Annotated in this window: 27 protein-coding genes; all 27 read right to left on the minus strand. The window is 58.0% G+C overall.

What is annotated here, in order from left to right:
- Positions 1–34: 34 nt before the first annotated feature.
- Positions 35–565, minus strand: a complete 531-nt coding sequence (locus U5A05_RS16320; RefSeq protein WP_321833932.1) for a fimbrial protein — start codon at positions 563–565, stop codon at positions 35–37.
- Between the two features lie 405 nt (positions 566–970).
- On the minus strand, positions 971–2,107 hold the full coding sequence (gene flhB / locus U5A05_RS16325) for a flagellar biosynthesis protein FlhB (protein ID WP_261738963.1): 1,137 nt from the start codon (positions 2,105–2,107) through the stop codon (positions 971–973).
- A gap of 6 nt (positions 2,108–2,113) precedes the next feature.
- Complete coding sequence (gene fliR / locus U5A05_RS16330) at positions 2,114–2,896, minus strand: flagellar biosynthetic protein FliR (RefSeq protein WP_321833935.1); 783 nt, start codon at positions 2,894–2,896, stop codon at positions 2,114–2,116.
- Positions 2,897–3,166: a flagellar biosynthesis protein FliQ gene (gene fliQ, locus U5A05_RS16335; RefSeq protein WP_019828826.1), complete on the minus strand. Its 270-nt coding sequence runs from the start codon at positions 3,164–3,166 to the stop codon at positions 2,897–2,899.
- 3 nt (positions 3,167–3,169) lie between these two features.
- A complete protein-coding gene (gene fliP, locus U5A05_RS16340; RefSeq protein WP_321833937.1) occupies positions 3,170–3,913 on the minus strand; it encodes a flagellar type III secretion system pore protein FliP in 744 nt (247 codons plus the stop codon).
- Positions 3,913–4,350 carry a flagellar biosynthetic protein FliO gene (fliO, locus tag U5A05_RS16345; RefSeq protein WP_321833939.1) on the minus strand — a complete coding sequence of 146 codons (438 nt, stop codon included), beginning with the start codon at positions 4,348–4,350 and terminating at the stop codon, positions 3,913–3,915. Before fliO ends, fliP begins: the two co-directional genes overlap by 1 nt.
- A complete protein-coding gene (gene fliN / locus U5A05_RS16350) occupies positions 4,351–4,815 on the minus strand; it encodes a flagellar motor switch protein FliN (protein WP_261738967.1) in 465 nt (154 codons plus the stop codon).
- Between the two features lie 47 nt (positions 4,816–4,862).
- Positions 4,863–5,831 carry a flagellar motor switch protein FliM gene (fliM, locus tag U5A05_RS16355; RefSeq protein WP_261738968.1) on the minus strand — a complete coding sequence of 323 codons (969 nt, stop codon included), beginning with the start codon at positions 5,829–5,831 and terminating at the stop codon, positions 4,863–4,865.
- Between the two features lie 9 nt (positions 5,832–5,840).
- Positions 5,841–6,332 carry a flagellar basal body-associated protein FliL gene (gene fliL, locus U5A05_RS16360; RefSeq protein ID WP_321833942.1) on the minus strand — a complete coding sequence of 164 codons (492 nt, stop codon included), beginning with the start codon at positions 6,330–6,332 and terminating at the stop codon, positions 5,841–5,843.
- A gap of 252 nt (positions 6,333–6,584) precedes the next feature.
- On the minus strand, positions 6,585–7,760 hold the full coding sequence (locus U5A05_RS16365) for a flagellar hook-length control protein FliK (protein WP_321833944.1): 1,176 nt from the start codon (positions 7,758–7,760) through the stop codon (positions 6,585–6,587).
- Positions 7,761–7,837: 77 nt separating this feature from the next.
- Positions 7,838–8,200 (minus strand): Hpt domain-containing protein, encoded by a 363-nt coding sequence (locus U5A05_RS16370; RefSeq protein ID WP_261738971.1) that lies wholly within the window; start codon positions 8,198–8,200, stop codon positions 7,838–7,840.
- Positions 8,201–8,230: 30 nt separating this feature from the next.
- Positions 8,231–9,562: an ATP-binding SpoIIE family protein phosphatase gene (locus U5A05_RS16375; protein ID WP_261738972.1), complete on the minus strand. Its 1,332-nt coding sequence runs from the start codon at positions 9,560–9,562 to the stop codon at positions 8,231–8,233.
- Between the two features lie 8 nt (positions 9,563–9,570).
- The gene (locus U5A05_RS16380) at positions 9,571–9,876 is read right to left on the minus strand and encodes an STAS domain-containing protein (RefSeq protein ID WP_261738973.1); all 306 of its coding nucleotides are present in this window, start codon (positions 9,874–9,876) and stop codon (positions 9,571–9,573) included.
- Between the two features lie 164 nt (positions 9,877–10,040).
- Positions 10,041–10,493, minus strand: coding sequence for a flagellar export protein FliJ (fliJ, locus tag U5A05_RS16385; RefSeq protein WP_321833949.1), 453 nt, complete (start codon positions 10,491–10,493; stop codon positions 10,041–10,043).
- Between the two features lie 6 nt (positions 10,494–10,499).
- Positions 10,500–11,858, minus strand: coding sequence for a flagellar protein export ATPase FliI (gene fliI / locus U5A05_RS16390; RefSeq protein WP_261738975.1), 1,359 nt, complete (start codon positions 11,856–11,858; stop codon positions 10,500–10,502).
- Complete coding sequence (gene fliH, locus U5A05_RS16395) at positions 11,848–12,606, minus strand: flagellar assembly protein FliH (protein WP_261738976.1); 759 nt, start codon at positions 12,604–12,606, stop codon at positions 11,848–11,850. The genes fliI and fliH overlap by 11 nt, the downstream gene beginning before the upstream one ends.
- Positions 12,607–13,626, minus strand: a complete 1,020-nt coding sequence (gene fliG, locus U5A05_RS16400) for a flagellar motor switch protein FliG (RefSeq protein ID WP_261738977.1) — start codon at positions 13,624–13,626, stop codon at positions 12,607–12,609.
- Entirely contained in the window at positions 13,619–15,403 is a 1,785-nt protein-coding gene (gene fliF, locus U5A05_RS16405) for a flagellar basal-body MS-ring/collar protein FliF (RefSeq protein WP_261738978.1), read from the minus strand. Before fliF ends, fliG begins: the two co-directional genes overlap by 8 nt.
- Before the next feature lie 15 nt (positions 15,404–15,418).
- On the minus strand, positions 15,419–15,751 hold the full coding sequence (gene fliE, locus U5A05_RS16410) for a flagellar hook-basal body complex protein FliE (protein WP_016781577.1): 333 nt from the start codon (positions 15,749–15,751) through the stop codon (positions 15,419–15,421).
- Between the two features lie 241 nt (positions 15,752–15,992).
- Positions 15,993–17,360, minus strand: coding sequence for a sigma-54-dependent transcriptional regulator (locus U5A05_RS16415; protein ID WP_321836526.1), 1,368 nt, complete (start codon positions 17,358–17,360; stop codon positions 15,993–15,995).
- A gap of 5 nt (positions 17,361–17,365) precedes the next feature.
- Complete coding sequence (locus tag U5A05_RS16420; RefSeq protein WP_261738979.1) at positions 17,366–18,484, minus strand: sensor histidine kinase; 1,119 nt, start codon at positions 18,482–18,484, stop codon at positions 17,366–17,368.
- A gap of 206 nt (positions 18,485–18,690) precedes the next feature.
- Positions 18,691–20,172, minus strand: coding sequence for a sigma-54 dependent transcriptional regulator (locus U5A05_RS16425; protein WP_261738980.1), 1,482 nt, complete (start codon positions 20,170–20,172; stop codon positions 18,691–18,693).
- Between the two features lie 180 nt (positions 20,173–20,352).
- Entirely contained in the window at positions 20,353–20,646 is a 294-nt protein-coding gene (fliT, locus tag U5A05_RS16430) for a flagellar protein FliT (RefSeq protein WP_261738981.1), read from the minus strand.
- Positions 20,647–20,664: 18 nt separating this feature from the next.
- A complete protein-coding gene (fliS, locus tag U5A05_RS16435; RefSeq protein WP_321833953.1) occupies positions 20,665–21,060 on the minus strand; it encodes a flagellar export chaperone FliS in 396 nt (131 codons plus the stop codon).
- A 96-nt stretch (positions 21,061–21,156) separates the two neighbouring features.
- Positions 21,157–22,518: a flagellar filament capping protein FliD gene (gene fliD, locus U5A05_RS16440; RefSeq protein ID WP_321833954.1), complete on the minus strand. Its 1,362-nt coding sequence runs from the start codon at positions 22,516–22,518 to the stop codon at positions 21,157–21,159.
- A 153-nt stretch (positions 22,519–22,671) separates the two neighbouring features.
- Positions 22,672–24,684 carry a flagellin N-terminal helical domain-containing protein gene (locus U5A05_RS16445; protein WP_321833956.1) on the minus strand — a complete coding sequence of 671 codons (2,013 nt, stop codon included), beginning with the start codon at positions 24,682–24,684 and terminating at the stop codon, positions 22,672–22,674.
- Positions 24,685–24,963: 279 nt separating this feature from the next.
- The gene (locus U5A05_RS16450) at positions 24,964–25,890 is read right to left on the minus strand and encodes a ketoacyl-ACP synthase III (RefSeq protein WP_261738985.1); all 927 of its coding nucleotides are present in this window, start codon (positions 25,888–25,890) and stop codon (positions 24,964–24,966) included.
- Between the last annotated feature and the right edge of the window lie 128 nt (positions 25,891–26,018).

Genomic DNA, 26,018 nt, shown 5'->3' on the forward strand with positions numbered 1-26,018 from the left:
CCTGCTGCCGAACGAACGACAACAGGGCAAAGGTTTACTGGTAAGCCAGGGAGAAGTTAGTCACGGCAGAAAATTCGCCAGGTGTAATAGTGCCCGTCGCCTTGCCTTTTAGATAAGCGCCAAAAGACAGGGTGTTATTACCAGCCTGAAATTTTTGCGCCGTCGTTGCAGTGCCCAGGATGATAGCGGTGCCGCTGCCATCGACCATCATGATGCCAGCCCCAGAGGCCGTACCGACAATGCCCAATGCTCCGGACACGTCACCAGAGGCGGGGCCCGTGAAGGTAGCTGTTACCGTTTTACTGGTGAGGGTGCCCGGGTCACAGCCGACAAGCTCAATATTGAAGGCCTCGGTAGGGCTAACGCCCCCGGTTGACAACTGCGACTTGGCCGCATGGGCCAATGTTATTGTCTGATCGCTGCTGCCTGGCTTGATAGCGCACGCAGAATCCATAATCTCGCCCTGGAACGTGATTTGACCCGACCCGGCCGCAGCCTGAACACCGGACGCAGAAATTGCCAACAAGACCATGGACGCCATGGCAGTTTTCATTGCAACACGCATTTAATTTCTCCCGTGCAAACGCACTTAAAACAATTACGAAGCCAACAAGGCTTCTGTAGTTTTACCGATAAATAACATCATATTTTTTTGCAGCACTGGTGCAGCAGGAAAAGAAATTAACAGCGAAACAAAAAATAATATGTAGGGAATTTCTCAAGCGAACGACAGGAAAAACACAAGCGAATCCAACAAACCAGTAGCTACTACTGATAGGCAGCAAAAGATACAACTCATTAGTTTTTTTTAAATTACGATCTTTTTATAATTTAAGATATATCTGAAATATATACTTTTAAAGTACTTATCAAAGCCCACTTTAAAAACACGTAACGAAAAGCGATCAGTTACTATTACAAACATAACTGACTCATTGGCAACAGCCCTTTTCATACACTTTAAGAACGCTTACTCATCACGCCTCAAATCCGCCGGAATCGGCAGATCCTTGAGCGGGTCCGGGCGTTTGCCCTGGCCCGCCTGGTGCTGGCGGATCTGGTACACGTAGGCCAGCACCTGGGCCACGGCCAGGTATAAGCCGGCCGGGATTTCCTGCTCCAGTTCCGTGGAGTGGTAAATCGAACGCGCCAGTGCCGGGGATTCAAGCAGCAGGATGTTGTGTTTGGCACCAATTTCGCGAATTTTCAGCGCCAAAAAGTCACTGCCCTTGGCCAGCAACATTGGCGCCCCGCCCTGCTCCGGGTCGTACTTGAGGGCCACGGCGTAGTGTGTCGGGTTGGTGATGATGACGTCAGCATCGGGGATCGCTGCCATCATCCGACGCTGGGACATGTCGCGCTGCAACTGGCGAATCCGCTGTTTGACCTCGGGGCGGCCTTCCTGGTCTTTATGCTCATCGCGCACCTCCTGCTTGGTCATCAACAGCTTCTGATGGCTTTCCCACAGCTGCACCGGCACGTCCACCGCTGCAATCAGGATCAGCCCGCACGCCATCCACAAGGCACTCCAGGCAACCACTTGCAGGCTATGGATCACCGCCAGTTCCAGCGGCTCATGGGCGATACGCAGCAGGTCGTCGATGTCGGACTTCAACACCAGCAAGGCTACGATCAGGATGATAAAAAATTTGGCCAGCGCTTTAAGCAGCTCAATCAGGGCCTTGGCCGAGAACATGCGCTTGATCCCGGCGGCGGGGTTCATGCGGCTGAATTTTGGGGCCAGGCTGCCCGCAGCGAAGAGCCAACCGCCCAGAGAGATCGGCCCGACCAGGGCGGCAATGAGCAAGGTGATCAACACCGGCTGCAGGGCCAGCAGCGCGATCTTGCCCGAGTGCAGCAGGAAGATGCCCATGGAGTCAGGGTTGAGCAGTACGTCGCGGCTCAGGCTGAAGTTGTAGCGCATCAACTCCATCAGATCCTGCGCCAGCGCGCCGCCGAAAATCAGCAAAGCCGCAGAGCCGGCCAACATGATGGCCAAGGTGTTCAGTTCTTTGGAACGTGCGATTTCGCCCTTTTCTCTGGAGTCTTTTTTTCGTTTCTCCGTGGGGTCTTCTGTTTTATCGGCACCGCTTTCGCTCTCTGCCATGACGGTCTATCTCGCCTGTGCCAGTTCACGTAAGAACTGCAGAGCCTCGGAGGCCAGCGGTTGATACTGGTTGAGAATGTCAGCCATGCTGATCCACAGAATCACCATGCCTAGCACCAGGGTCAGCGGAAAACCGATGGCAAAGATATTCAGTTGCGGCGCGGCCCGGGTCATCACGCCGAAAGCAATATTGACCACCAGCAGCGCAGTAATCGCAGGCAGCACCAGCAGCAGCGCGGCCCCCAGCACCCAGCCCAATTTGTTGGCGATTTCCCAGTAATGGTTGGTCAGCAACCCGCCACCCACCGGCAAGGTGGTGAAGCTCTCGGTGAGCACCTCAAACACCACCAAATGGCCGTTCATCGACAGAAACAGCAACGTCACGAGCATGGTGAAGAACTGCCCGATCACCGCCACGTTAACCCCGTTTGCCGGATCGACCATGGACGCAAAGCCCATGCCCATCTGGATCGCGACAATTTGCCCGGCCACCACGAACGCCTGGAAAAACAGCTGCAACGAGAACCCCAGCAACGCACCGATGATGATTTGCTCGGCAATCAGCATCAGGCCGCTCAGGTCCAGTGGGTTGACGGTGGGCAACGGCGGCAGGCTGGGCATGATCACCAGGGTAATCGCCAAAGACAGAAACAGCTTGATGCGCTTGGGCACCAGGGTCGTGCCGATGATCGGCATGGTGGTCAGCAGCGCGCCCACCCGGAACAGCGGCAGCATAAAGCTGGCGACCCAGGTACTGATCTGCGCGTCTGTCAGGGCGAGCAGCGACATTTAGCCGATCAACTGCGGAATGCTGCCGTACAACTGCAGAATGTATTCCATAAAGGTCTGCACCAGCCACGGCCCCGCCACGATCAAGGTGATCAACATCACCAGCAATCGCGGGAGGAAGCTCAAGGTTTGTTCGTTGATCTGGGTCGCTGCCTGAAACATGGCCACCAGCAGCCCCACCAGCAAGCTGGGGATCACCAGCACGGCGACCATCAGGGTGGTCAGCCACAACGCACTGCGAAACAGGTCAACCGCAACTTCCGGGGTCATGATTCAGACTCCACCAAAACTGCTGGCCAGCGTGCCAATAATCAGCGCCCAGCCATCCACCAGCACAAACAGCATGATTTTAAACGGCAGCGAGATGATCAGCGGCGAGAGCATCATCATGCCCATGGCCATCAGCACACTGGCCACCACCAGGTCGATGATCAAAAACGGAATAAAGATCATGAAACCGATCTGGAAGGCGGTTTTCAGCTCCGATGTGACAAAGGCCGGAACCAGAATGGTCAGGGGCGCGGCATCCGGGGTAGCGATATCGGTGCGTTTGGACAGGCGCATAAACAGCTCAAGGTCGCTGGTGCGGGTCTGCGCCAGCATAAAGTCCTTGATCGGCACTTCAGCCTTGAGAATGGCATCCTGGGCCGTGAGCTTTTGCGCAAGGTAAGGCTGCAAGGCATCGTTGTTCACCCGGTCGAATACCGGGGCCATGATAAACATGGTCAGGAACAGCGCCATGCCAGTCAGGATCTGGTTCGACGGGGTCTGCTGCAACCCCAGCGCCTGACGCAGGATCGAAAACACGATGATGATCCGCGTAAAGCTGGTCATCAGCATAACGAATGCCGGGATAAAGCTCAGCGCGGTCATGATCAGCAGGATTTGCAGGCTGACCGAATACTCCTGCTGGCCGTTGGCCCCGGTACCCAGGGTGATGGCCGGAATCGACAGCGGGTCAGCCCCTAACGCCAACGGCGCGACCAGCGCCAACAACAGCGCGACAACTAAACGCATTACGGCTTGTCCTTTTGCTGACCCAGTATTTCCATCAATCGTTTGGCAAATTCGGGGGTTGCCGACTGCGCAGTACTCGGCACTTGCACCGGTTCCTTGAGCACATGCAACGGGGTGATACGGCCCGGCGTGAGGCCCAGCAGGATCTGTTCGTTGCCGACTTGCACCAGCACCAGCCGATCCCGCGCACCCAGGGCCCGTGAGCTGATCAATTCAATTACCTGGCCCTGACGCGGCCCCGTCTGCTGAACGCGGCGCAGCAGCCAGGCCAGGGCAAAAATCAGCCCCAGGACCAACAGCAAACCCAGCACCAGCTGCGTCAATTGCCCGCCGATGCTGGCGCCGACCACGGGTGCAGCCACCGTGGCATTGGCCACAGGCTCTGCCGCCAGCACGCTAAAGGGCAAGACCAGTAAACCGCCGAGGAACCGCTTCACTTAGCGCAGCTTCTTGATGCGTTCGCTTGGACTGATCACGTCGGTCAGGCGGATGCCGAACTTTTCGTTGACCACCACCACTTCGCCGTGAGCAATCAGGGTGCCGTTGACCAGCACATCCAGCGGCTCACCAGCCAGACGATCGAGTTCGATCACCGAGCCCTGATTGAGTTGCAGCAGGTTGCGGATGTTGATGTCGGTACTGCCCACTTCCATGGAGATCGACACCGGAATATCCAGAATCACATCCAGGTTGGGTCCGTCCAGGGTGACCGGCTGATTATTGCGCGGCACGCTGCCGAACTCTTCCATCGCCAGCCGGTTGGAAGTCGGCTTGGTGGCCGCATCGGCAGCCAGCAACGCGTCGATATCTGCCTGGCCAACATCGCCGGTTTCTTCCAGAGCCGCTGCCCATTCATCGGCCAGCGCCTGGTCTGCAGCAGTTGTATCGTGTTGGTTAGTCATGGGGTGTCCTCGGCGGGCATTCAATCATTGGATTCGTGTGGGGCGGCTTAGCGCCGACCGATGGGCTCAACAACCTGCAAGGCCAGATTGCCCTTGTGCGAGCCCAGTTTGACCTTGAACGAGGGCACGCCATTGGCGCGCATGATCAGTTCATCTTCCAGCTCGATCGGGATCACGTCGCCAGGCTGCATATGCAAAATATCGCGCAGGCGTAATTGACGGCGAGCCACGGTGGCACTGAGCGGCACGCTGACATCGAGTACATCTTCGCGCAGGGCCTTGCTCCAGCGCTCGTCCTGATCGTCGAGATCGGACTGGAAACCGGCGTCGAGCATTTCGCGCACCGGCTCGATCATCGAGTACGGCATGGTCACGTGCAGGTCGCCACCTCCGCCATCGAGTTCGATATGGAATGTGGACACCACGATGGCTTCGCTGGGGCCGACGATATTGGCCATGGCGGGGTTCACTTCCGAGTTGATGTACTCGAAATTGACTTCCATGATCGCTTGCCAGGCTTCCTTCAAGTCGATGAAGGCTTGCTCCAGCACCATGCGCACCACCCGCAATTCGGTGGGGGTGAATTCACGGCCTTCGATCTTGGCGTGACGGCCGTCACCGCCAAAGAAGTTGTCTACCAGTTTGAACACCAGCTTGGCGTCGAGGATAAACAGCGCCGTGCCGCGCAACGGTTTGATCTTGACCAGGTTGAGGCTGGTGGGCACGTACAGCGAGTGCACGTACTCGCCGAACTTCATCACTTGCACCCCGCCCACCGCCACGTCCGCCGAGCGGCGCAGCATGTTGAACATGCTGATGCGGGTGTAGCGGGCGAAACGTTCGTTGATCATTTCCAGGGTCGGCATGCGGCCACGGACGATGCGGTCCTGACTGGTCAGGTCGTAGCTTTTGACACTACCGGGCTCGGCAGCTGTTTCGGCCTGTACCAGACCGTCATCGACGCCATGCAGCAGCGCGTCAATCTCATCCTGGGACAGCAGGTCTTGCACGGCCATGTCGTGATCCTACTGCAATACAAAGTTAGTAAAGAGCACCTGATCGATAACCACTTTGCCGAGTTCTTTTTGCGCAACTTCCTGCACGCTGGCAGTGGTTTTCTGGCGCAGTATTTCCTGGCCTACCGGTGTCGCGAGATCGTCAAAGGTCTGCCCGGAGAACAGCATCACCAGATTGTTGCGGATCACCGGCATATGCACCATCAGCGCCTTCAGGTCGGCAGGGTCGCGCGCCTGCAAGGTCAAACTCACTTGCAGGTAACGCTGGCGGCCATTGGCGTTGTAATTGACCACAAAGGCCGGAGTCAGAGGTTCGTAGATCGCGGGCAGCTTGACGTTGGCATTCGCCTCGGCCACGAGTTCAGTCTTGGGGCTGTGCATGAAATACCAGGTAGCGCCCACGGAAAGACCTATCGCCAGCAGCACAGCCACGACGATCAGGATAATCAGCTTGAGTTTGCCTTTGCCGGCCGGTTCATTTACCGCGTCGCTCGTCGCCATGCCAATAATCCGTCACTATTTGGTTTTCACAGGTGCCAGACTTGGCAGAGCAAGTGTTATGCCAGAAGTGGTTGCGACATAAATCCCAGCCCTGTAGCAGCTGCCGAAGGAACGAGGCTGCGTTCGGTTGCGCAGCAATCGTAAAACCTGAAAGCCGGGTTTAACTGACATACCGCAGGGCCTGACTTTGCGGCGGCTGAGCCGCCGAACGCAGCCTCGTGCCTTCGGCAGCTGCTACAGAGGGGGAGCTGATTACGCGTAGTAATCCACCGCACTGGAGCCCAGCACTACCCTGGGAGCCACTGGTGCTTCGACCGCGAGTTCTTCTTCGCCGCCACTCTCAAGTCGATGCCCGCTGGAGCGGCTCTGGGCCTGCTCCTGACCCTGCTGCCCCTGCCAGTTGCGCGACTGGTCAGAGACGTTAACGTCGACCTGCCCCATGCCCTGCTGAGCGAGCATTTCGCGCAAACGATGCATCTGGCTGTCCAGCGCTTCGCGAACGCCGGCATGGCCACTGACAAAGTTGACTTGCGCCGATTGGTCGGCAGCAATGTTGACCCGAATATCCAGACGCCCCAGTTCTGCCGGCTCCAACTGGATATCGGCCGATTTGAGGTTGGCACTGGACAGGTACATCACACGATTGACGACTTCTTCAGACCAGCCGCTCTGGTGCATGGCCAACGGCTGGTTGACCGGCAGTGCATTCACGGTTTTTGGTACGGATGCCTGGGTCAGCGCCGCCAGGCGATTGGCGAAGTCATCGACCCGCGTGTCGCTGGCCGCGCTTTTCAGGTCCTTGAGGCCATCGTCTACCAAACCCTTGAAGGCTTTTTCGCCGCCTTCACCCGCCGTCGAGTCGTCGGCTTTCGCATCGACCAGCATGGTTACTGCACCGGCCTGCCCTTGTGCAGCGGTGGGCGCGGCTTCACTCGGGGCGTTTTTAACCGGAGTCTGACTGCTGGCGGATACATGCCCGCCTTGCTCCATTGCTAGGCGCACAGCGGGCATTGCATCCAGAGGGTCAGCTTCGGGGTCAAAGCCGTCGTCGGCCACAGGTTGCGGCGGTACTTGAACCGCCAGTTGGGCCACTTGCACTTCAGCAGTGACCGGCACCGCCTCAGGTGCGGCCTCCACCACCGGTGCCGGTGCTGGGGTCACGGGCTGCAAAACCAGCGGATCGGTGGCTGCCGCGTCATCAGCCAGCCTGGCACTCTCATCCTGATCGGTGCTGGCTGCCTCCTTGGCCTTGCCGCCAGGCAAGGGGTTGCCGCTATCGGCAACGGCAGGTGCCGGGGCAGACGCCTCGGCATACACCTCGGCAAAGGGTTGCGCCTCGGCATTGACAAGCTGCGCAGGGTTGCCCGCCGCTGCCTTGGGGGGCGCAGCAGCAGGTGTCTGGAGCAGTGATTGGGCGACAACAGGCATTAACGGGTCTCCGCTGTACGGCTGATATGGGTACAGGTCAGAGAGTCAGAGCAAGGTTCGGGCCAGCTTGGGTAAAATCAGCTGGACGCAAAGTGTGGAGGCTCGGAACGATGGCGCTCGGCGCGATAGAGTCGACGTACCATCTGGTATTCATCGTCGATTTTAATCACCAGCTCCTGGATGCCGACCAGTTGTTTCTTTTGCGCACGTTCTTCGAGCTGGCCGCACAAATGCGCCAATCGAATGGCACCCATATTGCTGCTGCTGCCTTTAAAGCTGTGGGCAACCAGTGTCAGGTCGCCTGCTTCGCGGGTGCTGTGCAATTGGCCAATACGCTCTTCGGAGTCCGAGAGAAAGGTGTCCAGCAGGTCCGCAAACCCTCCTTCCATCACGTCTCGCAACGCACTTACCACTTTTGGATCCATATGGATATCAGACACTTGTTCACTCCTTGATCAAGAATGGGCGGATTATGCCAGACCCCCCCATGAAAACTCTACGGTCGCACTGCGACCATCGGGTGCCCAACGCGCTGCAGGGCACAGTTGCCGTACCAAACTCACCCCACGCCCCGACAGACGGTCTAGATCAAGTGGTCTGGCCAGCACTTTGGCAACGTCAAAGCCCGCGCCACTGTCCTCGACCTGGACCAGCAAGCGACCACTATCCCCAATCGGCTCGACCTGCAACGACACCCGCACAAACCCGCTTTTGAGAGTCGCCAAACGCTCCTTGCGCTGCTGATAATAATGCGCGAACCCCTCTGTATCGCGCTTTAGCCGAGAGTCGAGGCCCAGCACTCCATGTTCCAGCGCGTTGCTGTAAAGCTCGGATAAAACGGCATGGATTACCGCACCTTGAGCCCGCAACCCGTGAACCTCCATCATCAATTGCAGTAAATAAGGCAGAGGGTTGAACTGTCGCAGGGTTGGTGCCCGAAACTCGAAACTGGACGACCAGTCCAGCGGGCTGCATTGGCCGCTGTCGGAGTAGACGATAGCCGGCACACCGAAAGGCTGTGGTAATTGCGAGGTGATCTGCACCATGCTCACATCATCGCGGGCAAGGCCCTGAAAATCACGCAAGGCCTGTTCGACCTCGGCAATCAATTGCAGCGGATGCCGATTGGCATCCAGCACCCGCTCCAGCCGCTCAACCCCGAACAACTGCTGATCCGGCCCACAGGTATCAATTACCCCGTCAGTCAATAAAAACACCTGATCCCCAGGCAGCATCGGCAATACCTGAGTGGCATGATCAAACACCTCGGCACGCAACACCCCCAGTGGCAGATGCTGCGAGGTCAATGCCGTGCGCTGCCCGTCGGATTGCAGATAGCCATCGGGCATGCCGCCATTCCAGACCTCGACACAGCGGCGCTGGGCACTGACGCACAGCAAGGCGGCGCAGCAGAACATGTCCACCGGCAGGATGCGTTTGAGCTTGGAATTCATCTCCCGCAGGATTTCCGCCAGCCCGTAGCCCTTGGCCGTCATGCTGTAAAACACTTCAGCCAGGGGCATGGCACCAATAGCCGCGGGCAAGCCGTGGCCAGTAAAGTCGGCTAGCAGTAGATGGGTATCGCCTGACGGCGTATAGGCGGCCAGTAGCAAGTCGCCGTTAAACAAGGCATAGGGCGATTGCAGATAGCGGATATTAGGCGCATCCAGACAGCCCGAGTGCGCTACTCGGTCAAATACCGCCTTGGCCACCCGCTGCTCATTGAGCAGGTAGTCGTTGTGCTCGGCGATCAGGTCGCGCTGTTGCAAAACCGTCTGTTGCAGATGCCACAGACGCTCCATTGGGCTGCTCAATTGATATCGAACAACTGGTCGAAGTTGGATGTGCCCAGAATTTTGCGCACATCCGGATTGCTGTTGACCACCCGGATATCAGACTCATCACCGCCCGCATATTCACGCAGCAACAACAACATGCCCAACGCCGAACTGTCGAGGTAGGTCGCCTCTTTCAAGTCCACTACCACGCAGGCGGGCCGGGGATTCAGCTCCTCATAAGCGTCACGAAATTCCTGATGCTTGGCGAAGTCGAACCGCCCCTTGATCGCAATTGTCAGCTTACGGCCATCTGCGGAGATTTCAGATGTCACTGCCATATGGATACTCCCGTGGTTGACCCAGCAACTATAGACGGTCTTGCGAACGAAAATGTGCAACCTCGTGCCTCGACAGCGGCTACAGATACTTCACCGAGGGAGCGAGCCTGCTCGCGAAGAACATTCGCGAGCAGGCTCGCTCCCACAGGGGGCCTTAGTCTGGCTCAGTAAACTTCTTTACGCGGCAAGCGCTGGGACAGTTCGTCCATCAATTTCTGTTCGCGCTTGTCTTCCAGCTGGCGGGCTTCGTCGGCGTAGCGCTGGACCAGTTTGCGCAGACCCTCGACCCGGGCATAAGCGGCTTGCCAAGTCTCGCGGGCTTTATCGAGGTTGTTCTGATGCCACACCAGGCTCTGGCGCTGCTGGCCAACGGCAGTTTCCAGCTGGCCTAGAAAGTATTGATAGTTGCGCAACCATTGGCCCGACACGCCTTGGCTGCCACGATCAACCCATTGCGCCTGGTATTCGCCACGGTAGTTTTCCAGATCCCCAAGCTTGCTGTTGGCCAGGTTGACCTGCCCTTGAAAGTGACCCAAGCGCTGGGCTGCAGCCTTTTCGGTCTTTTCGGCCATATCGACCACTGGCGCCAGGCGCGCCGCCCTTCCATCACCAGCCATGATCGATTAACCGCCCGCTGCCGGTGCAAAGATGCTGCCCAGATGGCCGCCACTTTCGGCCAGGCTGATGTTGTCGTTCAGCCCTTGGCGCAGGTACGCCACCATCGCCGGTTGCAGGGAGATTGCGGTGTCGGTTTCGCGGTCGCCGCCCGGCACGTAGGCACCGACGCTGATCAAGTCCCGCGCCTGCTGGAAGCGCGACCACAGCTGTTTGAACTGCTGCGCCCGGCGCATGTGCTCTGCCGTCACCACCGACGGCATCACCCGGCTGATGGACGCTTCAATGTCGATGGCCGGGTAGTGCCCTTCTTCGGCCAAGCGCCGGGACAAGACGATATGGCCGTCGAGTACGCCTCGCGCCGAGTCGGCAATCGGATCCTGCTGGTCATCGCCTTCGGACAACACGGTATAAAACGCGGTAATCGAACCACCACCCGCCTCGGCATTACCGGCACGCTCCACCAGCTTGGGCAGCTTGGCAAATACCGAAGGCGGATAGCCCTTGGTCGCAGGCGGCTCGCCAATGGCCAAGGCGATTTCCCGCTGGGCCTGGGCGAAGCGGGTCAGGGAGTCCATCAGCAACAGGACGTTCTTGCCCTTGTCGCGAAAATATTCGGCAATCCGCGTGCAATACATGGCTGCACGCAACCGCATCAATGGCGCGTCATCGGCGGGCGACGCCACGACCACCGAGCGCTTGAGCCCTTCGGTACCAAGGATGTGCTCGATAAACTCCTTTACCTCACGGCCCCGCTCACCGATCAGGCCGACCACGATAATGTCGGCCTCGGTGAAGCGGGTCATCATCCCCAACAGCACACTCTTGCCCACCCCTGTACCGGCAAACAGGCCCAGACGCTGGCCGCGCCCGACCGTCAACAAACCGTTGATGCTACGAATACCCACGTCCAGCGGCACGCTGATCGGATCGCGCTTGAGCGGGTTGATCGCGGGACCGTCCATTGGCACCCAGTCTTCGGCCTTCATCGGGCCTTTGCCGTCCAGCGCGCGCCCGGCGCCATCCAGTACCCGCCCGAGCATGCTCATGCCCATGGGCAAGCGGCCATTATCGGCCAGCGGCACCACCCGGGCGCCGGGGGCAATTCCGGCCACACTGCCCACGGGCATCAGGAAAATTTTGCCGCCGGAAAAGCCCATGACCTCGGCTTCGACTTCCACCGGGTGAAAGCTGTCGTCGTTGATCACCAGGCAACGGCTGCCCATGGCAGCACGCAAGCCTTCAGCTTCAAGAGTCAGGCCGACCATGCGCAGCAAGCGCCCCTCGACCACTGGCTGCACGGGCAACGACACGGCCGGGGCATAGGTGCTCAGGCGCTTGGCAAAGCTGGTGCGCTTAAGGTGCATCGAGGTCGATTTCAATATCAGGCGCCGCCGGGTGCAGCGCCTGTTCGTGGAGTTGGTCAAACAACTGGCTCATGGCCTGCTTGACCCGAGTTTCGATGCTGGCATCGATCCGGCTGTGTTCGGTTTCAATGCGGCAGCCGCCGGGTTGCAAGCTGTCGTCTTCGACAATCCGCCAGTGCTCGTCATGGCGCTCGCGCAAGGCCTTGATCTGATCGAAATCCTGCGGATTGATAAACAGCCGGATATTTTCGGCGCCCATCGGCAGCAGCTTCAGGCCTTCACGCAGCACTTTTTCGATCTGAGTGGAGTCGGTTTTCAGTTCGCGCTGTATCACTTGTCGGGTCATGTGTTCGACCAGCCCGACCATGGCTTTTTCCAGCTGTTGATCCTGCTCGGCAAGTGGCGCCAACAGGCTGCTCATCAAGCGCTCCAGGCTGGCAACCTTGGCGTTCAGAGCCACTTCTGCTTCCTGGCGGACCTTGAGCTGAGTGCTGTGAAAACCTTCTTTTTCACCCGTGGCGAAGCCTTCGTTGTAGGCCTCCTGACGAATGCTTTCCAACTCTTCGAGGGTCAATGGCTGGACTTCATCCAGCGGCACTTCTTCCATCTCGACCGGCAGCTCTTCGACCGGCTCGGGTTCGGGCGCTTCGGGTTCGCGCCACGGGTCAAAGCTGGGCAGCCCCCATACATCGAAGGCGCCAACATCCTTGGCGCGGATCACATCACCGGGAGACTCGCCGCTGCTCACTTAGATCATCTCTTCGCCGCCCTTCCCGCCGAGAACAATTTCTCCGGCTTCGGCCATACGGCGGGCGATGGTGAGAATTTCCTTCTGCGCGGTTTCGACATCGCTGACGCGTACCGGCCCCTTGGCTTCCAGATCGTCGCGCAGCAGCTCGGCAGCACGTTTGGACATGTTCTTGAAGATCTTTTCCTGCACGTTCTCGTCGGAGCCCTTGAGCGCCAGCACCAGCACGTCCGAAGACACCTCGCGCAGCAGCGCCTGAATGCCCCGGTCGTCAACGTCGGCCAAATTATTGAAGACAAACATCAGGTCTTCGATCTGCCCGGACAGGTCTTCGTCGATATCGCGAATCGAGTCCATCAGCTGCGACTCCATCGAACTGTCGAGGAAGTTCATGATATCGGCCGCCCGCTTCACGCCGCCCAGAGAGGTGCGGGCCGCATTGGAGTTGCCGGAGAACTGCTTCTCGAGGATCTGGTTCAGTTCCTTGAGCGCCGCCGGTTGCACGGTGTTCAGCGACGAGACCCGCAGGATGATGTCCAGACGCGCCTTTTGATCAAAGTGACCGAGCACTTCGCCTGCCTGATCCGGGTCAAGGTAGGCCACCACAATGGCCTGGATCTGCGGGTGCTCGAAGCGGATAACGTCGGCCACTGCCCGCGGTTCCATCCACTTCAAGCTGTCCAGGCCGCTGGTGTTGCCGCCCAGCAGAATACGGTCGATCAGACCATTGGCCTTGTCTTCGCCAAGGGCCGAGGTGAGCATTTTGCGGATGTAGCTGTCCGACCCGACGCCAAGGCTGGTCTGGTCGCCGACAATTTCGACGAACTCGCTCATCACCTGCTCGACCTGCTCACGGTGTACGTTGCGCATTTGCGCCATCGCCACACCGACCCGCTGAACCTCCTTGGGGCCCATATGCCGCAAAACTTGGGCCGCGTCGGTTTCGCCAAGCGACAGCAGCAAAATTGCCGCCTTGTCGACCCGGCTCAGTTTGGCGGCGGCGGCACGGTTATCACTCATCGGCATTGATCCACTCTTTTACTACCTGGGCTACACGGCCCGGATCTTCAGCGACCAGACTCTTGATTGCATTCAACTGGGCGTCATAGCCTTCGCTCGGGCTTGGCAACAGGATGCTTTGCGGGCCGCCGAGGCTGACACGGTCGTTACCCAACTCGCCATCCAGACCGCCCATGCCGCCCATTTCGGCATCGCTGCCAATACCTGCTGTTTGCTTATTGCGGCCATGGCCGGTGATGTTGTTGAGCACCGGGCGCAACACACCAAACACCAGCACCAGAATAAACAGCACGCCCAGTACTTGTTTGACCACATCCCAGAACCAGGGCTGCGAATAGAACGGAATATCGGCGATCACTTCAGCACGCTCGGTGGAGAACGGCACGTTGATCACACTGACGCTGTCGCCGCGACTGGCATCAAAGCCCACCGCGTCCTGTACCAAGCGGGTAAAGCGCGCCAGCTGATCGGTGCTCCACGGCACCTGGGTGACTTCACCGTTGGCCGGGTTGACGCTGAGCTTGTCGTCGATCACCACCGCCACCGACAGGCGATTGACCCTGCCCTGCTGCTGCTTGGTGTGGCTAATGGAGCGGTCCAACTCAAAGTTACGGGTCGATTGCGAGCGCTTGTCGGCCGGGTACGGGGCCAGCATCGGCTGACCGGTGCCCGGGTCCATGATTTGCTGGCCGTTGGCATCGAGTAACGGCTGACCCGGCTGGATCATGCCCGTGGCGCCAGCGCCCCGACCGGCTTGCTGCGGGGCTGTGGCCGGGCTCGGCGGCTGGTTGCTCAAGGCTCCGGGCACCCCTTGCGGGCCGTTGCTGGCAGTACGCTGCTCGCTGGTCGATTGCTCGCTGCGCAGGGCCGGTTGATCGGGGTTGAACTGCTCGGAGGTGGACTCGACTGCACTGAAATCCACATCGGCCGACACTTCGGCCTTGTAGCGGTCATTACCCAGCACCGGCTGCAGAATGTTGTGCACACGCTGGGTCAGCATACCTTCCATGCGGCGGCTGTAATCGAACTGCTTGCCAGCCATGGTCAATTCGGAATTTTCGCCCTGATCCGAGAGCAGGTTGCCTTTTTGGTCGACGACGGTGATCTGCGACTTGCTCAACTCCGGCACGCTGGTGGCCACCAGATTGACAATCGCCAGTACCTGGCCAGGCTCCAGCGAGCGGCCTGCATACAGCTCAACCAGTACCGAAGCGCTGGGCCTGCGCTCATCGCGCACAAACACCGAGCTTTTAGGGATGGCCAAGTGAACCCTGGCGCCCTTGACGTTATTGAGGCTGGAAATGGTGCGCGCCAGTTCGCCTTCCAGACCACGGCGATAGCGCGTGGCTTCCATAAACTGGCTGGTACCCAGGCCCTGGTCCTTGTCGAGAATCTCAAAACCGATATTGCCATCAGTCGGCTTGACGCCTGCGGCGGCGAGCTTGAGCCGCGCACGGGAGATGTCATCGGCCTTGACCAGCAAGGCACCCGAGTTGGGTTCAACTGTGTAGGTAATATCTGCAGCGGCCAGGGTTTCCATGACCTGCTTGGCATCCATACCGGCCAGGCTGCCATACAGCGGCCGGTAATCGGGCTGCTGCGACCACAACACCACGGCAAAACCAATCGCCACGCTCGCCGCCAGGCCGACCATCAGGCCGACCTGACGCAGCATGGTCATATCAGCCAGATTATCGAGGAAGGACAGGCCAAACAGCGACGACTTGCCGCCTGAGCCTGCTGGGGCCGGAACGTTATCCGGGAGTGCATCTGCCATGACTTTATATCGCCCTTAAACCGGCATCTGCATGATGTCTTGGTACGCCTGAACCAGCTTGTTACGCACTTGGGTCAAGGCTTGGAAAGAAACGCTGGCCTTCTGGGAAGCAATCATCACGTCAGTCAGATCGACGCCACTCTTGCCGATTTCGAACGCATTCGACAACTGGCTCGACGCCTGCTGGGTTTCGCTGACCTTGTTGATCGCATTGCCGAGCATGTCGGAGAAGCTGCTGGCACCCGCTTCGGGAGCGGCCTGCACAGCCGATTTCGGCTGAGCCATGGCGTCCATCTGCATGGCCCGCATGTCCAACATCAATCGATTAAATTCAATACCTTGGCTCATGGACAACTGCCTCCGACGACCCGCAATTTTTTGACACTTTCACAGCGCATACCGAGATGTAGCAACAAGAGTGCCAGCTCTTTGTCGTTCTATAACAATTAACGTTACAAAACGTCGCAGGTAAAGAGTCACTCAACTATGTGGGAGCGAGCCTGCTCGCGAAGGCATCACCATATGCAACTGATAAACCGCTGCGCCTGCATAGCGAACAGGCTCGCTCCCACAAAAAAGGGCCGACCTGTCAGCTCGATGCAAACAGATAGGCCTCAACATCCATCCCCGCATCGCGCATCTGCGCCAGCTTGTAACGCAGGGTACGCGGGCTGATACCCAGCCGCTCGGAGGCTTCCTTGCGGCGGCCGCGCTCGGCCCGCAGGGTGTCGATGATCATCTGAAACTCTCGGCGGCGCAGGTCGTCGCCCAATCCGCCGGGCGATTCCGGCATTTCAACCGCCAACGGCGGCAATGGCGCGCAGGCCACAGGCCCGGCCAGGCAAAAATCTGCCGCCTCGATCAATCCGCGCTGCTGCAGGATCAACGCACGTTGAATGGCGTTATCCAGCTCACGCACATTGCCAGGCCACGGGTAAGTACTCAGGCACGCCTTGGCATCCGCGGAAAACCCCACCGCCGTGTGCTTCATTTTGCTGATGTATTTAGCCAGCAAGCGCTCGGCCAGCGGCAGGATATCGGCAGTGCGCTCACGCAAAGGGCGCCAGGCCAGCGGAAACACCGAAAGACGGTAGTACAAATCTTCCCTGAAGCGCCCCGCCGCCACTTCGCCCGCCAGATCGCGGTTGGTGGTCGCCACCACGCGGATATCCAGCACGATCGGCTTGCGCCCGCCAACCCGCTCCACTTCACGCTCTTGCAACACGCGCAGCAATTTGGCCTGCAGACCCAGCGGCATTTCGGAAATTTCGTCGAGCAGCAAGGTGCCGCCATCCGCCTGCTCGAACTTGCCCGCCTGGGCTGCAATGGCGCCAGTAAACGAGCCTTTTTCATGACCGAACAACGTGGCTTCAAGCATGTTGTCGGGGATGGCTGCGCAGTTGATCGCCACAAACGGCTGATTGACCCGATGGGAGTGCTGGTGGATATAGCGCGCCAGCACCTCTTTACCGGTGCCCGACTCGCCCGAGATCAGCACCGTTGCATCACTGCGGGCCACCCTTGCTGCCAGCTCCAGCAGTTGCGCGCTGGCCGGCTCCACCGCTACCGGACCTTCAGCGTCCGCCACCCCAAGACTGCCCAGGGCATGGCGGGCCACCAGATCGAGCAGGGCCTTGGGCTCAAACGGCTTGACCAGATAGTCCACCGCGCCCTGACGCATTGCATCCACGGCACGCTCCACGGCGCCGTGAGCCGTCATCAGCAACACCGGCAATTGCGGCTGACTGCTGCGCAGGCGGGCAAGCAGTTGATGGCCATCCATGCCCGGCATGTTGACATCGCTGATCACCAGGCTGAATGACTCCAGGGCGACTGCCGCCAGCGCTTCCTCGCCCGAACTGACGGCCCGAAACCCATGCCCGGCCAACAACAAAGTGTCCGCCAAGGCCTCGCGCAATGCATGGTCGTCCTCGACCAGCAGCACGTTAATTCGCATCACCATCAGTTTGCCTCCGCCACACCGGGAATCAGCGGCAAACAGAGCAAGGCGCAGGTGCCACGCCCCAGCCGCGAACGTAATTGCAACTGACCCTGATGCGCTCGCACCACGGCATTGACCACCGCCAGCCCAAGGCCGGTGCCGGTGGCTTTGGTGGTAAAAAACGGCTCACCCAAGCGCGCCAGAACCTTGGGCTCAATACCACTGCCGCTGTCACTGACACACAACCGCAGACTGTTGTCACGACGGTACAAGTGGACTTTGAGCCGCACCTGCGCGGCACCGGTTTGCAGGGCGTTTTCGATCAAGTTCAGCAGCGCACCGACCAAGGTGTCGCGATTACACAGCAACTGCCCCGTATAGGCGTCGCACTGCCAGCGTATTTCGACGCCCTGGACATGGGTTTGCGCTGCGGCCTGCAGGGTTTGCATCAGGACTTTGGGAGTAACCCGATCGGTCAGCGGCAGTTCACCACGGGCAAACACCAGCATGTCACGCACCTGATGTTCAAGCTCGTGCAGACGCTCCTTGAGGCGCCCGGCAAAGCGCTGCTGGGTTTCTACCGGCAGTGCTTGCTCGGTCAAGTGACTGGCGTAAATCAGCGCGGCCGAAAGCGGCGTACGAATCTGGTGAGCCAGGGAAGCAACCATCCGCCCCAGCGAAGACAGGCGTTCATGGCGGGCTAGCTGGTCTTGCAGGCGCCGGGTTTCTGTCAGGTCGTTGAGCAACACCAGTTGCCCCGGCTCCGCGTCCAATGAACGGGTAGCAATCGACAGTCGCCGACCGTCCTTCAAAGAGACTTCGTGACCATCGTCTTCACGGGGTGCAAAGCAGCGGGCAATCACATGGCGCCACAACTCGCCTTCCAGCGGCAGCCCCAGCAGCTCGCAGGCCGCAGGGTTGGCCTCGCGCACCCGGCCGCGATCATCAATCACGATGACCCCGCCGGGCAGCAGATCAAGGAGGTTTTGCAGGCGATTGGCCAGCCGCTCTTTTTCCGCCAGCTCGGCCATGCGCTGCGCGCTGACCACGGCCAACTCGCCCGCAAGCTCAGAGACACGAGCTTCGAGCAGGCTGTAGGGATCAGGGACAGAGGACAGTTGGATGGCGGCTTGAGACATGCTGCGTTCTCGCTTGGCTGACCGTCATAAAACGGTTCGTTACACCAAGCGAAGCAATACCCGTGCCTGATACGGGCGCATTGCAAATGTAGCCGCTACAGAGATACTTCAAGCGTGGGAGCGAGCCTGCTCGCGAAGATCATTCGCGAGCAGGCTCGCTCCCACTGGGGTTTGACCTGGAAAAGAGTATCTACAGAGCTGCAACGTCAATCGTCTGACTGCTCTTCGCCTTCGCGACGGCTCATGCCGTACTTGCGCATTTTTTCGACCAGGGTGGTACGGCGAATCCGCAGGCGCTCCGCGGCACGGGCGACGATGCCATTGGCGTCGTCGAGTGCCTGCTGAATCAAGCCCTGCTCCAGCCCGCCCAGGTAGTCCTTGAGGTCCAGACCTTCGGGCGGCAGCATCGCATTGGCACTGGCGACAAAATCGGTGGTGGCGTTGTTGATCGCCACGCGCTCTTCCATATCGCTGCGCAGGCTGTCGACCAGTTGCTCGTCTTCGTCATCCACGTAGCGGAATTTTTTCGGCAGCTCAACAACGCCAATCACCCCGTACGGATGCATGATTGCCATGCGCTCGACCAGGTTGGCCAGCTCGCGAACGTTGCCCGGCCAACCGTGGCGGCACAGCGACATGATCGCAGCGGAATTGAAGCGGATCGAACCGCGTTTTTCGTGCTCCATGCGCGAAATCAGCTCGTTCATCAGCAACGGAATATCTTCGACCCGCTCACGCAGCGGCGCCATTTCAATCGGGAATACGTTGAGGCGGTAGTACAGGTCTTCGCGGAAGGCGCCGACTTCAATCATGCTTTCGAGGTTTTTGTGCGTGGCGGCGATAATGCGCACGTCAGCACTCTGCGTCTTGTTACTGCCCACACGCTCGAAGGTGCGCTCCTGCAACACGCGCAGCAGCTTGACCTGCATCGGCAGCGGCATGTCGCCGATTTCATCGAGGAACAGCGTGCCGCCATTGGCCAGCTCAAAACGCCCGGCGCGGCTAGTGATAGCACCCGTGAAAGCGCCCTTCTCATGCCCGAACAGTTCGCTTTCAAGCAGCTCGGCAGGAATCGCCCCACAGTTGACCGGCACAAACGGCGCATCACGGCGCTTGGAGTGGTAATGCAAATTACGTGCGACCACTTCCTTGCCGGTCCCGGACTCGCCAAGGATCAGCACGCTGGCATCGGTATCGGCCACTTGCTGCATCATCTGACGCACATGCTGAATCGCCCGACTGGTACCGACCAGGCTGCGGAACAGGTTGGGTTCACGATGACGGCCGCGCTCGCGGGCCTGATCGTACATCTCGCGATAGACCTGGGCACGGTGCAGGGAATCAAGCAATTTGCTGTAGCTGGGCGGCATTTCGAGGCTGGATAACACCCGGCGGCGCTGGTCTTCAGGCAGGTCGACCGAAGAAACTTCACCTAAAAGCATGATCGGCAGGAACTCATCCCACACAGCCAGTGTCTTAAGTAAACCTGAAGGCCCACCGGGGGCACTCACCGTGCCTACAAGCACGCAGAGTACTTCGCGGCTGGACGACAAGGAACTGACGGCCTGCTCCCACTCGTGGCTAGGGCTGGCCAAATTTTCTTCGCCAAGAAAATTCAGAATCACCGCCAGGTCGCGGCGGCGGACGCTATCGTCATCGATCAGCAGAATTTTGGTTTCACGCCACATGCAATAGCAACTTCCCTAGTCAACTCAATGCCCCGGATGGCAGGACATATGTAGACGCCCTAACCCTGTTGGATATCTAAGACGACTGAAAACAGAATAACGCGCTAGTTAAGTCAAAAAGCTGTGCATAGTCAAATTTATGGCGGTTTAAAACGCGATTAACCACATCTTCTTTAAGCCTTAACCGAACAGATGGTAAACCTTTGACGCATTTTTTGCTTGATTGATCTGCCCCATCTGCTCAACAACCGACTGACGCTCATCGGTTGCCGCCTCCAGCAACATGCGATACACCACCAACAGCCCTTCCAGATTCTCGCGCAACACCGCTTCATCCAGCGGTGCTTCATCGAGCACATTCTCGACACACACCCGACAGGCCGAGTCCAACTCGCCGATGGCATCCCAATTGCGCTCGGCCAGAGCATCAATCAGCGCTTCGCGGGTTTCCTGAATTCGTTGCAGTTGGCTCATGACGCACTCCTCAAACCGTTAGGCATGTTCTGCTGCGATGGCATCCCAACCACTTTTCACCGTGATCAGCAGACGGGCCACTTCATCGATGATCTCCGGGTCGTTCTTGGCATTGGCCAGGGTCAGGCGCACGGTCATGTATTCGTACAGGCTGTCCAGCTGCTGCAAGGCCGCCTTGTCATCGGTCTTGTCTTCATCCAGGCCCTGACGCAGGCCGGTGATGATGTCGATGGCCTTGGTGATCAACATGGCCTTCTGCGGGATATCCCCACGGCTCATCGCGCCTTTGGCCTGGGCCATACGATCCAGACCGCCTTCCATCAGCATTTGAATCAAGCGATGGGGACTGGCTTCTGAGATTTGAGCGTGGGAATTAACCTTCTGATACTGACGAAGGGCGCGCATCGGGTTCATGTTTCTACCTCATTACGGTGTCAGGCAAAAATGACTGGTTCTTGATTTTTATATCGACTGAGCTGCCGGAAGCTTTAGCGGTGAGGCCGGGCAAAATCAGTTGGATTTAGGGTTATTCAAGGAGTTGAGCGTGGTCATGATGCTGGAGCTGCTGGCGTTGATTTTGGCGATCAGACCGTCCATGGCCGTGTATTTGGCGGTCAGGGTGGTTTTCATGGATTCCATGCGCCGGTCCAGATCCGCTTGCTGAGTCGTCAGGTTGGTTAGCTTGGTATTGAGGTCAGTGGCGCGAGCTGCAAGTAGCCCACTGCTGCCGACATAAGTCTCGGTGGCCTTGGTCATGCGGGTTATCAGACCGGTATCGCCGGTAAACACCTTGGCAATCTCGATTGCACCGTTGGGCGTTGCAACCGCTGCTTTCCACTTGGTGTCATCCAGGGTCAGCAGCCCGGTTTTCTGATCGGTACTGATACCCATCTGGGACAGGTTGCCAACACTCGACGTACCAGAGTTCTGCAGCAGCTCGCCGCGCAAACCATTAACCAGCTGACGCATCGACGCATCCCCCGTCAAGGCGCCTGCAGTGGTGGTCGCGGCATCACCGGTGGCGGTGACCTTGGTCTGGGTGTTGATGCTGGTCAGCAGCGCGTTGTAGGCCGTGACAAACGACTGTACGGAGGTTTTCAGGGTGTCGGTGTTGGAGGCCACGGTGATGGTGGAGGCCTTGGTATCGAGCAGCTCAAGGGTCACGCCACTGATGGCCGAAGTGATCTTGTTGCTCGACGACTCCATGGCGATGTCATCGATGGTGTACTCGGCATTCACCGGTGCTTTACCGGCGTCATATCCGGTGGCCAGCTCCGAATCCCCGCTGACGGTAATATCGGTGCCCTTGCCCGTGGTCTGCGAGCCGATCACCAGACGCGAGCCATTGGCGTCGGTCAATACGTTGGCACTGATGCCCTTGGACTGCAACTGCGTGTTGATCGCGTCCCGGGTCTGCTGCATGGTCGCGCCAGCCGGGATCTTGACGTCATAGCTGTCACCGGACTGCGAGATGGTCAGGGTCTGGTCTTTCTCGCTGGAGTTGACCGACGCCGATGCGCCCCCTTCAAACACCTTGCTGGTGATTTTTGATGCGGTCGCCAACTGAGTGACGTTCAGCGCGTATTTGCCGCTGGACGCCTTGTCATCGATGGTGACTTTAGAAATTTTTTCGTCATTGGACGAAGCGGTCAAACCGTTGAAGCTGGAAACGCTGTTGAGTTTGGCAATGGCCGTGCGATAGGTTTCGAGCGAAGCCTTTACCGTACCCACAGCGGAAAGCTGGATGGTGGTGTCTTTTTGTTGCGCAGTAATCTGGCTTTGCTTGGGCGCTTTTTCAGCATCAACCAAGGCTTTCACAATCCCGATGGTGTCGAAACCCGAGCCGACACCGGTAATCGTTGAACTGGCCATCTGTATTCTCCTTGTCCGGTGGCTGCCGCTTTATTGGCGAGCAGAGCCAAGGCAGCAGACAGCTTCACAATTCGTGCCACCTTCAAGTACCAAAAGCTGAAAAAACAAAAGGGCACGTAAACGCGCCCTTTTGTTCTCAACCAAGCGCTGAAATTACTGAAGCAGTTTCATCACAGCGGAAGGCAGCTGGTTAGCCTGGGACAGGATCGCGGTGGAAGCCTGTTGCAGGGTTTGTTGCTTGGTCAGCTCGGCAGCTTCGGAGGCGAAGTCAGTGTCCTGAACGCGACCCAGTGCAGCGGTGGAGTTCTCGGAAATGCTCTGCAGGTTGGCCACGGTGCTGGTGAAACGGTTTTGTACGGCACCCAGGGCGGAACGTTGGGTATCGATCTGCTGGATCGCGTCAGCCAGAGCCTGGACGGTACGCTGGGAGTCAGCGGCAGTCAGGACGCTTAGGTCAGAGACGGTGGTTTCTACGGTGGTGGCTGTGGTTTTACCGGTACCAGTGCCCGCTTGGGCAGCTGCGGTCAGACCCAAAGCTTCCAGACCAGTACCTGCAGCGCCATCTTTGACGGTGATGTCTTTGTTGGAAAACAGTTTTAGAGTGCCGTCAGCGTTTTTGCTGGCAGTTACACCGGTGCTGGCGCTATTGATCGAGGATACGATCGAGTCAGCGGAATCACCTTTCTTGAATTTGACTTCAACACCGTTCAGCTCGATAGACGTATCTGCAGTCAGTTTAGCCTGAGAATTTCCAGCCGCCAGACCCAACTGAGCAAGCGAGCCTCCTTTAGAGTTAGCAAGCTTGATGTCATTGCCATCTGTGGATTTAAGCTCTACGCGCCCCTCAGAAGTCAAAGATGCCGACTTGATTCCATCGACAGCTTTCATTCTGTCCAATACTTGGGTAACAGTATCTGTATCAGACCAAGATACCGATTTGCCATTAATCGAAACCTCACCAGCATTCCCCATTACAGAGCTGCCGGTTTTTGGGGTCCCAGTGGCACTAAGACCGGCTTTGGCGGCGTCTGCACCACCAACCGAAATAGCTGATGCCGAAGTGAGTTTCATTACACCTGTAGGTTCATCAAATACTGCTGTAACAGTTGGATCTGCAGTAGTGATAGCTGTAGCAAGCGCAGCACCTTTCATACCGTCAGTCAGAACAACACTTTTGCCGTTAACAGTAATTTGGTCTGTAGCCGCTATTGTAGAAGTCGCCGTAGCTTTGAGAGTAGGAACCGCAGAGCCAGTAGCAGTAGCAACATTGGTCGTTGGCGTTGTGGTAGCTGTAAGACCCGCTTTAGCAACGTCAGCACCACCAACAGTGATAGCTCCACTCGACGCCAGTGTCATTTTTCCAGACGCATCGTCAAATGTAGCCGTAACACTTGAATCTGCTGCAGTAATTGCGGCAGCAAGTGCTGCACCTTTCATGTTAGCTGTTACTGCGACTACATTACCATTAATAGTAATGTCGTCTGCTGCTGCCATTACTGAAGCACCACCCCCAGTTGTTAGGGTAGCAACTGCTCCGCCAGTAACTGTAGCACTGGAGACAGGTGAGCTAACAGCATTTGCAAGCACCGAACCTACAGAAGATGCTGACAAGTTTTTCATCGCTGCCCCACCCACGGATGCTTCGCTGTAAGAACCTTTCAAACCAGTAGCACTGATATCGTTCATACCAAACGAAATAGTCTGGTTCGCATCAGCACCGACCTGGAAAGCCTGGTTCTGGAATGAACCGTCCAGGATGTTACGACCACCGTAGGTAGTGGTTTGTGCGATACGGGTCAGTTCACCGGTTTTCGCAGTAAATTCTTGTTGCAGGGACGCACGGTCGGCGTCGCTTTTATCACCGTTCGCGGACTGCAGGGCCAGTTCACGCAAACGTTGCAGAATGTTGGTCGATTCTTGCATCGCGCCTTCAGCGGTCTGCGCGATCGAAGTACCGTTGTTGGCGTTGGCGATGGCAACGGTCATGCCTTTGGTCTGAGAGGTCAGACGGTTGGCCATTTGCATGCCAGCAGCATCGTCTTTGGCGCTATTGATTTTCAGGCCGGAAGACAGACGAGTCATCGAGGTGCTCAGTGCATCGCCGGCTTTGTTCAGGTTCTTCTGAACGGTCTGGGACGTGATGTTAGTGTTTACTGATAAAGCCATGACGAAATCCTCATTGGATGAATACTGCGGCTTCCGGCCCTGGCAACCGCCGGGTGTGGCCTAGAGAACCTTCGTAATAGTTATCGTCGTCAAAGCAGGTTGCTTGAGGGTTTTTTTGCTTTTATTTACTGGCTGGGGGCCATCCCTTGTATTTCAGGGGGTTAGCGGGGGATGACCTGCCGGGTATCCCCCGCTCCCACAGATGCCATCACCCCATATCAGAAAGCAAAACGCCCGTGGCTTTTTAGGCCACGGGCGTTTTGTATTTCAGGGTGAAGCTTATGGGCGATAGATGATCGCCGAGCCCCACGACAGGCCCACGCCAAAACCGCTCAGCGCTACGCGCTTCCAGCTGGCTTCCATCACGTGTTTTTCCAGCAGCAAAGGAATGCTCGACGACACGGTGTTACCCGTCTCGACCATGTCCTTGATGAACTTCTCCGGCTCGCCTTCAAAACGGCGGGCCACGGCGTCAACAATCGCCGCACTGCCCTGGTGGATGCAGAAGGCGTCGATGTCCTTGGAGGTCAGCTCAGACTCTTCCAGCAACTCGTTCAAGTGCGCAGGCACTTTGAGCAGCGCGAAGTTGAATACCTGGCGGCCGTTCATAAAGAACACGCCATCGCTGACTTTCAGGTGCGGGGCACCGGAGCCGTCGGTGCCAAATTTGGCCTTGCCCAGCTGCCAGGGAGCGTCTTCGCCCATCCAGGTAGCGGTAGCGGCGTCGCCGAAGAGCATGGTGGTGTTGCGGTCTTCGGGATCAACGATTTTCGAATACGGGTCGGCAGTGATCAACAGGCCGTTTTTCAGGCCAGTGGCTTCCATAAAACCTTTCATCGCGTAGATGCCGTAGACATAACCCGAGCAACCCAGGGAAATATCAAAGGCAGCCACGTTGGTCGGCAGACCGAGTTTGTCCTGAACGATGGCGGCCGTGTGCGGCAGGCCTTCGGCATCGCCGTTTTGGGTAACGACGATCAGCGCGTCGATGGATTCGCGCTTGAGCTGCGGATTGTTGGCGAACAGCGCGTTGACCGCTTCGACACACAGATCCGAGGTTTCCTGGTCAGCATCTTTGCGCGGCAGAAAAGCCGAACCTATCTTGCCCAGAATAAACTCTTCGTCCTTGGAGAATTTCGCGCCTTGGGCGTAGTTGTCTACACCACTTGCTGGCACGTAACTGGCGATGCTTTTAATGCCAATCATTGTGGCTTCCCAATACTAAATAGCTGGAGATCACCCGCTCGCACAATCGAGGGGTGCTGACAATAAAAGGGCTTAAACGCGCAGGAATGCGGCGAATATGGGTGCATAAAAATAGACAAAACAGCCTG

The sequence above is a fragment of the Pseudomonas kulmbachensis genome, assembly GCF_963681935.1.
GTDB classification, from domain to species: domain Bacteria; phylum Pseudomonadota; class Gammaproteobacteria; order Pseudomonadales; family Pseudomonadaceae; genus Aquipseudomonas; species Aquipseudomonas kulmbachensis.

Bases quoted from the DNA above. Each gene is read 5' to 3' on its own strand.
- U5A05_RS16320 (WP_321833932.1), bottom strand. From the start codon at position 565: ATGCGTGTTGCAATGAAAACTGCCATGGCGTCCATGGTCTTGTTGGCA.
- flhB (WP_261738963.1), bottom strand. From the start codon at position 2,107: ATGGCAGAGAGCGAAAGCGGTGCCGATAAAACAGAAGACCCCACGGAG.
- fliR (WP_321833935.1), bottom strand. From the start codon at position 2,896: ATGTCGCTGCTCGCCCTGACAGACGCGCAGATCAGTACCTGGGTCGCC.
- fliQ (WP_019828826.1), bottom strand. From the start codon at position 3,166: ATGACCCCGGAAGTTGCGGTTGACCTGTTTCGCAGTGCGTTGTGGCTG.
- fliP (WP_321833937.1), bottom strand. From the start codon at position 3,913: ATGCGTTTAGTTGTCGCGCTGTTGTTGGCGCTGGTCGCGCCGTTGGCG.
- fliN (WP_261738967.1), bottom strand. From the start codon at position 4,815: ATGACTAACCAACACGATACAACTGCTGCAGACCAGGCGCTGGCCGAT.
- fliM (WP_261738968.1), bottom strand. From the start codon at position 5,831: ATGGCCGTGCAAGACCTGCTGTCCCAGGATGAGATTGACGCGCTGCTG.
- fliL (WP_321833942.1), bottom strand. From the start codon at position 6,332: ATGGCGACGAGCGACGCGGTAAATGAACCGGCCGGCAAAGGCAAACTC.
- U5A05_RS16365 (WP_321833944.1), bottom strand. From the start codon at position 7,760: ATGCCTGTTGTCGCCCAATCACTGCTCCAGACACCTGCTGCTGCGCCC.
- U5A05_RS16375 (WP_261738972.1), bottom strand. From the start codon at position 9,562: ATGGAGCGTCTGTGGCATCTGCAACAGACGGTTTTGCAACAGCGCGAC.
- U5A05_RS16380 (WP_261738973.1), bottom strand. From the start codon at position 9,876: ATGGCAGTGACATCTGAAATCTCCGCAGATGGCCGTAAGCTGACAATT.
- fliJ (WP_321833949.1), bottom strand. From the start codon at position 10,493: ATGGCTGGTGATGGAAGGGCGGCGCGCCTGGCGCCAGTGGTCGATATG.
- fliI (WP_261738975.1), bottom strand. From the start codon at position 11,858: ATGCACCTTAAGCGCACCAGCTTTGCCAAGCGCCTGAGCACCTATGCC.
- fliG (WP_261738977.1), bottom strand. From the start codon at position 13,626: ATGAGTGATAACCGTGCCGCCGCCGCCAAACTGAGCCGGGTCGACAAG.
- fliF (WP_261738978.1), bottom strand. From the start codon at position 15,403: ATGGCAGATGCACTCCCGGATAACGTTCCGGCCCCAGCAGGCTCAGGC.
- fliE (WP_016781577.1), bottom strand. From the start codon at position 15,751: ATGAGCCAAGGTATTGAATTTAATCGATTGATGTTGGACATGCGGGCC.
- U5A05_RS16415 (WP_321836526.1), bottom strand. From the start codon at position 17,360: ATGCGAATTAACGTGCTGCTGGTCGAGGACGACCATGCATTGCGCGAG.
- U5A05_RS16420 (WP_261738979.1), bottom strand. From the start codon at position 18,484: ATGTCTCAAGCCGCCATCCAACTGTCCTCTGTCCCTGATCCCTACAGC.
- U5A05_RS16425 (WP_261738980.1), bottom strand. From the start codon at position 20,172: ATGTGGCGTGAAACCAAAATTCTGCTGATCGATGACGATAGCGTCCGC.
- fliT (WP_261738981.1), bottom strand. From the start codon at position 20,646: ATGAGCCAACTGCAACGAATTCAGGAAACCCGCGAAGCGCTGATTGAT.
- fliS (WP_321833953.1), bottom strand. From the start codon at position 21,060: ATGAACCCGATGCGCGCCCTTCGTCAGTATCAGAAGGTTAATTCCCAC.
- fliD (WP_321833954.1), bottom strand. From the start codon at position 22,518: ATGGCCAGTTCAACGATTACCGGTGTCGGCTCGGGTTTCGACACCATC.
- U5A05_RS16445 (WP_321833956.1), bottom strand. From the start codon at position 24,684: ATGGCTTTATCAGTAAACACTAACATCACGTCCCAGACCGTTCAGAAG.
- U5A05_RS16450 (WP_261738985.1), bottom strand. From the start codon at position 25,890: ATGATTGGCATTAAAAGCATCGCCAGTTACGTGCCAGCAAGTGGTGTA.